Source organism: Martinezella paranaensis (assembly GCF_014200235.1).
Lineage (GTDB): Bacteria > Pseudomonadota > Alphaproteobacteria > Rhizobiales > Rhizobiaceae > Rhizobium > Rhizobium paranaense.
Window position 1 is genome coordinate 176,217 of the sequence record NZ_JACHBI010000004.1, and the last position, 11,462, is coordinate 187,678.

Here is an 11,462-nt window from a genome sequence, read left to right on the forward strand (position 1 = left end):
ATGAAGCTGCTGCGCGCCAGCGACCATAAGCGCATGCCCTGGAAAAACGGCGGCGGCGAAACGGTGGAGATCGCCGTTTCGCCCGACGGCGCCGGGCTTGCCGACTTCGACTGGCGCGTCAGCATGGCGACCGTTGCCACGGATGGACCGTTTTCAGTCTTTCCAGGCATAGATCGCACGCTATCCATTCTCGAGGGCGAGGGCATGACCCTTTTCATCGAAGGGCGGGAGCCTGAACGCCTGACACAGGCGAGCGATCCGCTGCCCTTCGCGGCCGATGCGCCGACCTCGGCGACTCTAATCGACGGGACGATCACGGACCTCAACGTGATGACGCGGCGGGGCAGATATACGCATTCGGTATGGCGCGTTTCGGTTGATGGAAACAGCGAAGTCGCTTTCAAGGGCGGGACCAGCGTAGTTCTTTGCCATCGTGGCAATGTCGAAATCGATGGTACGGCACTTGCCGTGGGCGATTGTCTCTTGCTTTCTAACGATGGCGCCACGCGACATTTGGTCTCCGGCCAGGCGCAGCTATTCTGCATCGCCATCGAGGCAATATAGTCGGCTATCAGCAGCCCTCCGACTTGACACCCACCCGGCTCCGCTATCCTATTTCTGCGCCGCAGAGAGGATACCTGCATGAGCGACGATCCGATCCCCGCCGATAGCAAGCTCACTACCTCCAAGCGCCGCTGGGCGGCGGAGGGCAAGTTTCTGACCGGGCGGATCAGCCGGCCGGAAACAGAGCGCTTGCCGCCGGGGCAGCATCTCGTCAGGAACTGGCCGGTGCTTGATCTCGGTCAGCAGCCGCAGGTGTCGCTTTTGAGCTGGCGGCTCGACGTGTTCGGCTTTGTGGAAAAGCGGCTCAGTCTCGATTGGGTGGCTTTCCAGGCGATCGAGCAAAGCACCCATGTCAGCGACATCCACTGTGTAACCACATGGTCGCGTTATGATATCCGATGGGAGGGTGTCTCGACGCGCGATCTGCTCGATCTCGCCATGCCGACGCCCGAGGCGCAGCATGTGCTGCTGACGAGTTATGACGGCTACACCACCAACTTGCCCCTTGCGGACTTCGCGGCCGAGGATGCGATCCTTGCCACCGCCTGGGAAGGCCAGCCGCTGACGCGCGAGCATGGCGGGCCGATGCGCCTCGTCGTGCCGCATCTCTATTTCTGGAAAAGCGCCAAGTGGTTGAGCCGCATCGAGCTCATCGGTGCTGACAGGGCGGGCTTCTGGGAAAAGAACGGCTATCACATGTATGGGGACCCCTGGCGGGAGCAGCGATACTCGGACGATTGACCCCTGCACGACGTTGCAGGCCGAAGGTGCGACCGAAGAAAACCCGGCAGAGATCGCGATTTTTTATGTCACCGTGCCAGTTTTTGATGGCTCCGGCATGGGTTTGCGGCTTTGCAAGCAATGCCTACAGGCGTATTCAATGATCGTATGATTGTTGTCGGGGACACCCGGCCCCTTAACGCCATTTTCTGAAATTTCATGTCATGACCGTTGTTCGGACCACAGAGCAGCCTTCCGAAGAAAATTTCGGCCGGCAATCCCGCATCATCGCTTTCGTCGTCGCCGTCGCCTTCTTCATGCAGATCCTGGACGGCACGATCGTCACGACCTCATTGCCGCAGATGGCGGCGACGTTCGGTGTCGAGCCGGTGGCGATGAGCATCGGCATCACGGTCTATCTGCTCACCATGGCTGCCTTCGTGCCGCTGGCGGGCTGGGCCGGCGATCGCTATGGAGCACGGCGGGTGTTCTTGGCATCGATCACGGTTTTCACCGTGGCATCGCTGTTCTGTGGCCTCTCCGGCAATTTGACCGAATTCGTCATCGCCCGTGCGGTGCAGGGTATCGGCAGCGCGTTGATGACGCCGGTCGGTCGCATCATCGTGCTGAAAAACGCGCGCAAATCCGATCTCGTGCATGCCATGTCGATGATCACTTGGCCGGCGTTGACGGCGCCCGTTATCGGCCCGGTGCTCGGCAGCTTCATCACCACCTATCTGAGCTGGCATTGGAACTTTCTGATCAACATCCCGATCGGCATCATCGGTCTCGGTCTCGTGCTGCGGTTCGTGCCGGATCAGCGGGAGCAGAAGGTTGCGCCGCTTGATTTTATCGGTTTCCTCCAGTCGGCGGCAGGGCTGACCTTCCTGCTCGCCGGTTTGGAATTCGTCGTGCAGGGTACGACCGGATTGGTTCCCAGCTTCGGGCTCATCGCTGCGGGCGTGCTTTTCTCCGTCATCGCCACCCGGCATTTCATGAAGGTCGATGCGCCGCTGCTCGATCTCTCCGCCTTTAAGGTGCAGACCTTCGCCATGTCGACGCTTTCGGCGGGAACGGCGAGCCGGGTGGCGATCAATGCCACGCCCTTTTTGGTCCCGTTGCTCTTCCAGGTGGGCTTTGGGCGGACGGCGATCTCTGCCGGTACGTATCTGCTGTTCTACTTCGTCGGCAATCTCGGCATGAAGGCGATCACCACGCAGATGTTGAAAGCCTTTGGCTTCCGCAACGTGCTCGTCGTCAACGGCCTGATCTCCTCGGCCAGCATCGGCGCATGTGCGTTTCTGTTCCCGTCGACGCCGGACATCGTAATATATTGCCTGCTATTCATTGCCGGACTTTCGCGGTCCATGAACTTCACTGCGCTGAATACGCTCGGCTTTGCCGATATTCATGCCGCACAGCGCAGTTCCGCCTCGACCCTATCGAGCATGCTGCAGCAAGTGTCGTTGCTGCTCGGCGTGGCCGTCGCTGCCGCAGTTCTCAATCTCTCGCGCACCATTCATGGCGGTGAAAGCCTTTCCCTGGTCGATTTCCACTGGGCGTTCATCGTTGTCAGCCTGATCGGGGCCGTGTCGGCGTTGCGATTCCTCCGCCTGCCGCATGATGCGGGCGCGGAAGTGTCGCGGCATCGCGTGAACACGTGATGCAGGTCCATCAAACAAGCGTGACGTGTGGCCATGCGATGGTGTAAAATATCTTCGTGATTCATAATATAAAATGGGTTTCAACTTCATAGGAGACACGTGCCATGCTGCTCAAGGCTCTTACCATCTCCGCCCTCATCGTTGGCGCATCCAGCGTAGCTTTGGCTGGCCCCGCTCACAAACATCGCACAACGACCTTCGACGCACAGGCAATCCAGACCGACTTTGGCGTCGTCGATCATTCCAAGGACGCAATCCTTCCGGATGGCACGATCAACACCGATCCGTCGGTCACCGGTCCCATCCGTGCGGGTGATGCGATAACGAGGTTGCAATGCGCCGCAGCGCCGAACGCCGTTGGCGTTTCGAACACATATGCCGCCGGTCCGACCTCGCGTTGCCCTGGACAGTAGTTTCGATACAGACCGGTTAGGCCATATCGATATCCGTATGGCCGAACCGGTCGCCTTTCGCCAATAGCGGTTGCCGATAATAGCGGGCGCAGGCGTAGGCCATGCAATCGTCCAAGTCGAGATCGGCAGGATGGCGGCCTTTTCCGAAACACTCATAGGCTTCGAGCGCGAGAAAAGCCGCGCGCGGGGGCGTGGCCAGCAGTTGAATGTTTACCAGCGTCAAAAACGTTCTGATCGCGTCGCCGGCATCGATAAAAGACAGATCGAGCATGGCGGCGACATGGATCGCCGCCTGCGCCACTGTCGAAGGTGAGGTCATACGCACCGTATCGGCCTGCATGCGCGTGGCAAATTCACGCGCATCATTCTCATCGGTCATCATGGCGGCAAGCACAGAAGCATCGATGAACATCAGGCATCCTCCCCGGGAAGAGGATTGGCCGTCTCTTTGGTGGCTGCCTTCTGCTTCAGGTTACGACAGAAGGTGACGGCGATATCGACGAGCGACGGTTTGGCAAGCTCCTCGTCCAGCGCCTTTTGCAATGCCAGCCGCACGGCTTCGGTTTTAGTGGACGTTTTCGTCAGCGCCTGGTAGCGCCGCGCTAACAGGTCGATGGCATCGTCTTTGATGTAGAGAGGCATGGGATATCCAATTTCTAAATTATGGATATTCATAATGCATGTCGGCGAAACGAACAATCATTCCGGCAATTCCAAATCGTGCAATAGCGGACGCTTTTTGTGCGAGGAAATGTTTCCGAGATATTTACATGACGAACATCATTTAACGTGGTAGCAATGGTTTTGATCACTTAACTTGCAAATTGTGAGGAGCCATCATGTCTGTCACCGATCCTGTCGTCATCGTCTCCGCTACGCGCACGCCGCTCGGCCGTTTCCAAGGCGAATTGTCTCCGTTGCAGGCACCGGAACTTGGCTCGTATGTCATCCGTGCTGCTTTGGAGCGTGCCGGATTGTCCGCGGAGAAGGTGGATGAGGTGCTGTTCGGCTGCGTCTTGCCGGCGGGGCAGGGGCAGGCCCCTGCCAGACAGGCAGCGCGAGGCGCAGGATTGCCGGATGCGGTCGGCGCTACGACGATCAACAAGGTCTGCGGTTCGGGCATGAAGGCGACCATGCTGGCGCATGATCTGATCCTTGCCGGCTCCGCCTCGATCGCGGTTTCCGGTGGCATGGAGTCGATGTCGAACGCGCCCTATTTGCTCGCCAAGGCACGGGGCGGCTACCGCCTGGGCCATGACCGCATCTTCGACCACATGATGCTCGATGGGTTGGAAGACGCCTACGAAAAAGGCCGCTCGATGGGCGAATTCGGCGAGATGGCCGTCGAAGCCTATCAGTTCAGCCGCGACGACCAGGATGCCTATGCTGTGGAGACGTTGACGCGTGCGCGCAAGGCGATCGAGACGGGGGCGTTCGAAGCCGAGATCACGCCGATTTCCGTTGCCGCCAAGGGCGGTCCGGTGACGATCAACAAGGACGAGCATCCGCAGAAGGTCTCGCCGGAAAAGATCCCGACGCTGAAGCCGGCCTTCCGCAAGGACGGTACGATCACCGCCGCCAGCGCCTCGGCCAATGCGGACGGCGCGGCTGCGCTGGTCTTGACACGCCGCTCGATCGCCGAGCGTGAAGGACTACCGATCCTCGCCGAGATTAGAGCGCATGCGACCCATGCCCAAGAGCCGGCCTGGTACACAACCGCGCCGATCCCCGCGATCCGCAAGGTCTTGGACAAGACCGGCTGGAAAGTCGGCGATGTCGATCTCTTCGAGATCAACGAAGCCTTCGCCGTCGTCGCCATGGCCGCCGCCAAGGATCTCGGTATCGACCGCGACCGCCTCAACATCAATGGCGGCGCCTGTGCGCTGGGTCATCCCATCGGGGCCACCGGTGCACGGCTGATCGTGACGCTGCTGCATGCGCTGCAGCGCCAGGGCGCGAGGCGGGGTGTCGCCGCCCTCTGCATCGGCGGCGGCGAGGCGACGGCGATTGCGGTGGAGCGGGTGAATTGACCGGAGGGATTATGGGGCAAGTCAGGCGCGTCTGCCGATGCCGCGCCTGCGGGCATGGCCCCTCATCCTAGCCTTCTCCCCGCTCATGCGGGGAGAAGGGACGACGGTGCAAAACAACGCCTCTTCACTCCGCCGGAGGGCAGTGTAGGGCACGAAAAGCTCCCTCGCCCCGCTTGCGGGGAGAGGGGGGTGAGGGGCCAGGTACGTCGTTCCGGCATCAACGCATTCGCCTGACCTGCCGAGGCAGCAACTTCACCCCTCCGATAGCTCCTCGAGGATCGGACAATCCGGCCGATCGTTGCCATGACAGGCATGCACCAGATGCTCCAGTGTGCGGCGCAGCTCGGTCAGTTCGCGGATCTTGCGGTCGATCTCGGTGAGCTTCGATGTGGCGATTTCCTTAACGTCGGCGCTGGCGCGGCTTTTGTCTTCGTAGAGCGCCAGCAGTTGCCGGCACTCGTCGACGGAGAAGCCCAGGCTGCGGGAGCGGTGCAGGAAACGCAGCTTGTGCACGTCGTCCGAGCCGTAGTCGCGGTAGCCATTTTCACAGCGATCGGGGCTGATCAGGCCGATATCCTCGTAATAGCGGATCGTCTTCGCCGGCAGGCCGGAACGGCGGGATGCTTCGCCGATATTCATCTGAACTCTCCTTATTTCGCCAGTCTCAGCCGCAGCGCGTTGGCGATGACAGAGACCGAGGAAAGGCTCATGGCCGCCGCCGCGATCATCGGCGAAAGAAGCAGGCCGAAGACCGGGTAGAGCACGCCCGCAGCAAGCGGCACGCCGAGGGCGTTGTAGCCGAAGGCGAAGGCCAGGTTTTGCTTGATGTTGCGGATCGTGGCTTCCGAAAGGTGCCGCGCCCGGACAATGCCATTGAGGTCGCCTTTTACCAGAGTGATGCCGGCGCTTTCCATCGCAACATCGGCGCCGGTCCCCATGGCGATGCCGACATCGGCTGTGGCCAGCGCCGGCGCGTCGTTGACGCCGTCGCCGGCCATGGCGACGACATTACCCTTGGCCCTGAGCTCGTCGATCAGTGCCTTCTTGCTTTCGGGCAACATGTCGGCGCGGACTTCGTCGATGCCGAGATGGGCGGCGACGGCCTTGGCGGTCTGGGCGTTGTCGCCGGTCGCCATAATGATTTTCAGGCCGCTGTCGTGCAGCGCCTTGATGGCTGCCGCTGTCGTCGGCTTGATCCGGTCGGCGACGGCAACAATGCCGGCCAATCGGCCATCGAGGGCGACGAACATCACGGTCTTGCCATCACCGCGCAGACGCTCGGTTTCAGCCTGCAGCGCGTCGGTCGCGACGCCGAGATCGGTCATCATCGCGGCATTGCCGAGAGCGATCGCCGTATCGCCGGCGCGACCCTCCACGCCCTTGCCGGTTTTTGCTGCGAAGTCGGATATATCGACGAGGCTCGCGCCGCGCTCCTGCGCGCCGGCGACGATCGCCTCGGCGAGCGGATGTTCGGAGCCGCGTTCCAGGCTCGCAGCAAGCGACAGCAGGCGGGCCTCGTCTACGCCGGCGGCAGGGATGATATCGGTCAGGTTCGGCCTGCCCTCCGTCAACGTGCCGGTCTTGTCGACGATCAGGGTGTCGACCTTGGCGAAGCGCTCCAGCGCCTCGGCGTCGCGCACCAGGACTCCCTCCTGCGCGCCTCGGCCGGTGGCGATCATGATCGACATCGGCGTTGCAAGCCCCAAAGCGCAGGGGCAGGCGATGATCAGGACGGCGACGGCGGCAAGCAGCGCATGCGCCAGCCTTGGCTCCGGTCCGACAAAGGCCCAGATCGCAAAGGCGATGATGGCGGCCACCACGACGGCGGGCACGAAGACGGCCGAAACACGATCGACCATCGTCTGGATCGGCGCACGGGACCGCTGCGCCTTGGCGACCAGCTCGACGATGCGCGACAGCGTCGTTTCCGCGCCGACTTTTTCAGCAATCATGATCAGCGTGCCGTTTTTATTGATCGTGCCGCCCGTCAGCGCATCGCCCTCGGCCTTTTCGACCGGCAGCGGTTCGCCGGTGATCATCGATTCGTCGATGGTCGACTGTCCGTCGATGACTGAGCCGTCCACCGGCACGCGCTCGCCGGGCCGTACGCGCAGCCGGTCGCCGGCTTGGATATCATCGACAGGCACGTCCGTCTCGCTGTCGTCGCTGCCGATACGGCGGGCGGTCTTTGGCGCGAGGTCGAGCAGGGCGCGGATTGCCGAGCCGGTGCGCTCGCGGGCCTTCAGCTCCAGCACCTGGCCGACGAAGACCAGGGCGACGATGACCGAAGCCGCCTCGAAATAGACGGGCACAGCCTCGCCATGGCCGCGAAAGCTCATCGGGAAAATACCGGGCGCCAGCGTCGCCACGAGACTGTAGAGATAGGCTGTGCCGACGCCGAGGCCGATCAAGGTCCACATGTTGGGGCTGCGGTTGACAACCGAATTCCATGCACGGCGGAAGAAGGGCAGGGCGGCCCAGAGCACGACCGGCGTCGCCAGCAGCAGCTCGATCCATGTGGCAGCGGGCTCGCCGATCCGGTCGCGCAAGGGCAGGCCGAGCATCGGCCCCATGGCAAGGGTCAACAGCGGCAGCGACAGCGCGGCGCTGACCCAGAGGCGGCGGGTGAAATCGACCAGTTCCGGATTCGGGCCTTCATCGGCGGCCGGTACGCCCATTGGCTCCAGGGCCATGCCGCATTTGGGGCAATCGCCGGGATGGTCGCTGACGACCTCGGGGTGCATCGGGCAGGTATAGAGCGTGCCCTTCGGCATCGGCTTCGGTGCCGGCCTGTTGCCGTCGAGATAGGCTGTGGGATCGGCTTCGAACTTGGCCTTGCAGTCTGTGGAGCAGAAATAGAATTTCTCGCCCTCATGCTTCAGGAAATGCCGCGCGGTGGCGCGGTCGACATCCATGCCGCAGACCGGGTCTTTGGCCGTCAGATAATGTTCAGGCGTCGCTTCGAATTTGCTGCGGCAACCTTCGCTGCAGAAGTGGAAAGTATGGCCACGATAATCCAATGACGGCTTGCCGGCCTTAGGATCGACGGTCATGCCGCAGACGGGATCGCGGATGACCGCATCCTGCGGTGCATCTTGATGGTGGTGGTGTTCGTGTTCGTCATGCAATGTCATGGGAACTCCAGTGACCGGAAGCGGGCGTCGGATAGGTTTATGAACCTTCCTGTTGCTGGAAGGTCAAGAGGAAAAATGGTGATCACCGTCCACAGTTGAAAGAGGCTGCTTTCTATCCCGGTGCCGCCAGGGGTGTTAACTTCCGTAAGATCGAATCAATCATGTGATTCCAATGCGATATGATCTTGCCACCCTACCGCTGACGACGCTTCTGCCCGCGATGACCAGGGCGGAGGATATGCTGGCGCGGCTGGATGAGCGGGTGTTGCGGCATGTGGTCGGCAACGGTTTTCGCGAACGTGGGCATTTTTTCGATGCGGTCGGCGCGCTCTGGGTCGGCGGCGAATTGGTGCATGTCGAGGATCTGGTGCTGCACGATGCGCATGTGGATGCCCGCGCGCCGACGCATGAGCTGACCATCGCCCATGCCGTGCTGCGCGCCCGGCGGCGGCTATGGAGCGGCGAGCCGGATTGGGGGCTGGGAATGGCCGGTCTTGCCGCCTTGCGCGGCGATGTCGGTGATGCCGAGGAAACGGCCACGCCGCGCTTCATCTCCGTGGAGAGGGCGGAAGCAGAAGAAGATGGCGACGACGATGACGCAGATGATTTCGGCATGGATTTTGCCGAAATCGATGCCATCATCGCCCGCTCCGGCCAAGTGCTGGATGGAAAGATCCCGGAAGCCAAGGTTGTGACCACGGACGATCCGCTCGGCCTGATCCGAGATCAGGATTGGGACGAAAACGAGCGGCTGGAGAACTGGCGCGCCGTCATCCATCAGGCCGATCTCCTGCCGCCGGCTTTGGGGGCTGCCGTGCTGTTCGATGCCTGGGAGCGAATCGAGCCTCTGCGGCGGCAGCACTGGCTGGGCAGCCTGCTCGTCAGTGCCTATCTTCGCAGCCGCGGCAAGGTCACGTCACATCTTTTCTGCCTCAATACCGGCCTCAAGTCCGTTCGGCGCGAGCGCCGCCGCTCGTCTGACGGCACGATACGGCTGGCGGCGTTTCTCGAGGCCATGGCACTGTCAGCGGAGGCGGGGCTGAAGGAGCTCGATCGCCTGTCGCTCGCCAAGATACAGATGGAACAGCGGCTGAAGGATCGGCGGTCGAACAGCAGTTTGCCCGGCGTTATCGAGATCGTGCTTTCCCGGCCCATCGTCTCCGCCAGCATGGTTGCACGCCATGTCGGCGTCACCTCCCGTGGTGCTCTCAATCTGGTGGCCGAACTCGGCATACGCGAGATGACAGGACGCGGGCGCTATCGCGGCTGGGGTGTCCTTTGACGCGGTGAGCGCTAAAGCTCGTCGCGATCCTTCAGATTCGCTCCAACGCTTTAGCTCCTTGTTTTTGCATGTCATTTTCGCAAAACCGCCGCACACTTTTGCGCGACTTGCACTAGATTGCTCATCGAAAGGTAGAGCCGTCATTGTCCGCAGAGCGGAATGCCGCTAGCCTATTATCCTACCTTCACGGAAAGGCACCCATGCCGCTGATCGATACCGCCAATGCCTTCATCGAACTCTTCGCGCAACCCGTTCGCACCGGGGATAGCGGCTCGTTGGCCGGGCTGACCTTTGCCGCCAAGGACAATATCGATGTCGAAGGGCGGATCACCGGCAATGGCAATCCGGTCTGGCGGCGCGCGCATGGCCCGGCGGCGGCGCATGCACCTGTCGTCGCCCGGCTGCTGGCCGAGGGCGCAGTGCTTGCCGGCAAGACGCATATGGATGAATTTGCCTATAGCCTGATGGGCACCAATGCGCACTACGGCACGCCGCTGAACAGTGCCGCGCCCGACCGTGTGCCCGGCGGCTCCTCCTCTGGTTCGGCTTCGGCGGTCGGCGCCGGTCTCGTGGATTTCGCGCTGGGGACGGATACGGGCGGCTCGGTGCGGCTGCCGGCCTCTTTCAACGGCATTTTCGGCATGCGGCCCAGTCACGGGGCGATCGACATGGGCGGCGTGGTGCCGCTCGGGCCGGGTTTCGATACGCTCGGCTGGTTCGCCCGCGATGCCGGGACATTGGTTCGTGTCGGCCGCGCGCTCGGCCTTGCCGGCAAGACGGATTTTTCGGCCGCCTGGCTGCCTTCGGATATCTGGACAGGCATCGATCCGGGGCTTGCGGCCTTGCTGCGGCCGGCGGCGGAAAAGATCGCGGCCCGGTTCGGCAAAACCGTTACCGATCCGCTGCCGATCGTCGGGCCGGAAGAAAGGTCCGAGGTCTATCGCTTCTGGCAGGGCTATGATGCATGGAAAGCGTTGGGCGGCTGGGTCAAGGCGCATGATGCCGAACTCGGCCCGGATATCGCCTCGCGTTTTGCTGCGGCCCGATCCGTCAGCGACGAGACCTTTGCCAGGGTGGATGCCACTCGCCGCGAGATTGCCGGAGCGATGGACGCAGCCCTTGCCGGCGGCCTGGTGATCATCATTCCGACGGCGCCGGGGCCTGCTCCCCGCAAGGATTCATCGCCAGAGATGTTCGAAGTCTACCGCCAGCAGGCTCTCGGTATTCTCTCCATCGCCGGCCATGCCGGCCTGCCGCAGATTTCCATGCCGGCCGGCAAGATGGATGGCGGACCGGTAGGGCTGTCGGTCATCGGCCGCCGCAACAGCGACGGTGGCCTTCTGGAACTGCTGGAAGGCCTGTGACTTCTGTCCCAGCAGGCCCGTCGATTGCCGGACGACTAGCCCACCTAATATCCGCATTTTATCGGCGTCCACACGTAAAGCGAGAGGCGCCGGCGGCAAGGCCTGAGTGGAAACACCAAGGCGTTCGAACCATAGGCGTTGCCCAGAGTTTGTAAGACAAGGAGGACGTGCTCCGCGGTTTCCTCGCCTACAACCGCAATCTTGATTTTCGTCCAATGTAACAGTTTGTTGCGCTAAGCCACACAAAAATGGACAAAATTTAATGGCCATACCAAATTCCTTAGCGACGAG

General features: G+C 62.0%; 11 protein-coding genes. 7 read left to right on the forward strand and 4 right to left on the reverse strand.

The features are described from left to right. The 4 genes from GGD50_RS12100 (at window position 1) to GGD50_RS12115 (ending at window position 3,361) form a co-directional block, all read left to right on the forward strand. Window positions 1-564: a HutD/Ves family protein gene (locus tag GGD50_RS12100; RefSeq protein WP_107109735.1), complete on the forward strand. Its 564-nt coding sequence runs from the start codon at window positions 1-3 to the stop codon at window positions 562-564. A 78-nt stretch (window positions 565-642) separates the two neighbouring features. Then, window positions 643-1,305, forward strand: a complete 663-nt coding sequence (locus GGD50_RS12105) for a sulfite oxidase-like oxidoreductase (protein WP_107109734.1) — start codon at window positions 643-645, stop codon at window positions 1,303-1,305. Window positions 1,306-1,508: 203 nt separating this feature from the next. Beyond that, window positions 1,509-2,948 (forward strand): MFS transporter, encoded by a 1,440-nt coding sequence (locus GGD50_RS12110; protein WP_107109733.1) that lies wholly within the window; start codon window positions 1,509-1,511, stop codon window positions 2,946-2,948. Window positions 2,949-3,052: 104 nt separating this feature from the next. Beyond that, the gene (locus GGD50_RS12115; protein WP_107109732.1) at window positions 3,053-3,361 is read left to right on the forward strand and encodes a hypothetical protein; all 309 of its coding nucleotides are present in this window, start codon (window positions 3,053-3,055) and stop codon (window positions 3,359-3,361) included. A gap of 16 nt (window positions 3,362-3,377) precedes the next feature. On the opposite strand, the gene GGD50_RS12120 is transcribed toward GGD50_RS12115, so the two are convergent. Further along, window positions 3,378-3,773 carry a type II toxin-antitoxin system VapC family toxin gene (locus GGD50_RS12120; protein ID WP_107109731.1) on the reverse strand — a complete coding sequence of 132 codons (396 nt, stop codon included), beginning with the start codon at window positions 3,771-3,773 and terminating at the stop codon, window positions 3,378-3,380. After that, window positions 3,773-4,003 carry a type II toxin-antitoxin system VapB family antitoxin gene (locus GGD50_RS12125; protein WP_107109730.1) on the reverse strand — a complete coding sequence of 77 codons (231 nt, stop codon included), beginning with the start codon at window positions 4,001-4,003 and terminating at the stop codon, window positions 3,773-3,775. Before GGD50_RS12125 ends, GGD50_RS12120 begins: the two co-directional genes overlap by 1 nt. 197 nt (window positions 4,004-4,200) lie before the next feature. Between GGD50_RS12125 and GGD50_RS12130 the strand changes: the two genes are divergently transcribed. Continuing rightward, window positions 4,201-5,391 (forward strand): acetyl-CoA C-acyltransferase, encoded by a 1,191-nt coding sequence (locus GGD50_RS12130; RefSeq protein ID WP_107109729.1) that lies wholly within the window; start codon window positions 4,201-4,203, stop codon window positions 5,389-5,391. A gap of 252 nt (window positions 5,392-5,643) precedes the next feature. Here GGD50_RS12130 and cueR read toward each other — a convergent pair whose 3' ends face one another. Both cueR and GGD50_RS12140 read right to left on the reverse strand, forming a co-directional pair. After that, window positions 5,644-6,030 carry a Cu(I)-responsive transcriptional regulator gene (gene cueR, locus GGD50_RS12135; protein ID WP_107109728.1) on the reverse strand — a complete coding sequence of 129 codons (387 nt, stop codon included), beginning with the start codon at window positions 6,028-6,030 and terminating at the stop codon, window positions 5,644-5,646. Window positions 6,031-6,041: 11 nt separating this feature from the next. Further along, complete coding sequence (locus GGD50_RS12140) at window positions 6,042-8,525, reverse strand: heavy metal translocating P-type ATPase (RefSeq protein WP_107109727.1); 2,484 nt, start codon at window positions 8,523-8,525, stop codon at window positions 6,042-6,044. Window positions 8,526-8,697: 172 nt separating this feature from the next. Between GGD50_RS12140 and GGD50_RS12145 the strand changes: the two genes are divergently transcribed. Together GGD50_RS12145 and GGD50_RS12150 are read left to right on the forward strand one after the other, a co-directional pair. After that, window positions 8,698-9,807 (forward strand): RHE_PE00001 family protein, encoded by a 1,110-nt coding sequence (locus tag GGD50_RS12145; protein ID WP_107109726.1) that lies wholly within the window; start codon window positions 8,698-8,700, stop codon window positions 9,805-9,807. Between the two features lie 200 nt (window positions 9,808-10,007). Further along, on the forward strand, window positions 10,008-11,171 hold the full coding sequence (locus GGD50_RS12150; RefSeq protein ID WP_107109725.1) for an amidase: 1,164 nt from the start codon (window positions 10,008-10,010) through the stop codon (window positions 11,169-11,171). Window positions 11,172-11,462 lie beyond the last annotated feature (291 nt).

What these genes read in the sequence shown, in the direction of transcription:
- GGD50_RS12100 (WP_107109735.1), top strand. Translation starts at nt 1, where the DNA reads ATGAAGCTGCTGCGCGCCAGCGACCATAAGCGCATGCCCTGGAAAAAC.
- GGD50_RS12105 (WP_107109734.1), top strand. Translation starts at nt 643, where the DNA reads ATGAGCGACGATCCGATCCCCGCCGATAGCAAGCTCACTACCTCCAAG.
- GGD50_RS12110 (WP_107109733.1), top strand. Translation starts at nt 1,509, where the DNA reads ATGACCGTTGTTCGGACCACAGAGCAGCCTTCCGAAGAAAATTTCGGC.
- GGD50_RS12115 (WP_107109732.1), top strand. Translation starts at nt 3,053, where the DNA reads ATGCTGCTCAAGGCTCTTACCATCTCCGCCCTCATCGTTGGCGCATCC.
- GGD50_RS12120 (WP_107109731.1), bottom strand. Translation starts at nt 3,773, where the DNA reads ATGTTCATCGATGCTTCTGTGCTTGCCGCCATGATGACCGATGAGAAT.
- GGD50_RS12125 (WP_107109730.1), bottom strand. Translation starts at nt 4,003, where the DNA reads ATGCCTCTCTACATCAAAGACGATGCCATCGACCTGTTAGCGCGGCGC.
- GGD50_RS12130 (WP_107109729.1), top strand. Translation starts at nt 4,201, where the DNA reads ATGTCTGTCACCGATCCTGTCGTCATCGTCTCCGCTACGCGCACGCCG.
- cueR (WP_107109728.1), bottom strand. Translation starts at nt 6,030, where the DNA reads ATGAATATCGGCGAAGCATCCCGCCGTTCCGGCCTGCCGGCGAAGACG.
- GGD50_RS12140 (WP_107109727.1), bottom strand. Translation starts at nt 8,525, where the DNA reads ATGACATTGCATGACGAACACGAACACCACCACCATCAAGATGCACCG.
- GGD50_RS12145 (WP_107109726.1), top strand. Translation starts at nt 8,698, where the DNA reads ATGCGATATGATCTTGCCACCCTACCGCTGACGACGCTTCTGCCCGCG.
- GGD50_RS12150 (WP_107109725.1), top strand. Translation starts at nt 10,008, where the DNA reads ATGCCGCTGATCGATACCGCCAATGCCTTCATCGAACTCTTCGCGCAA.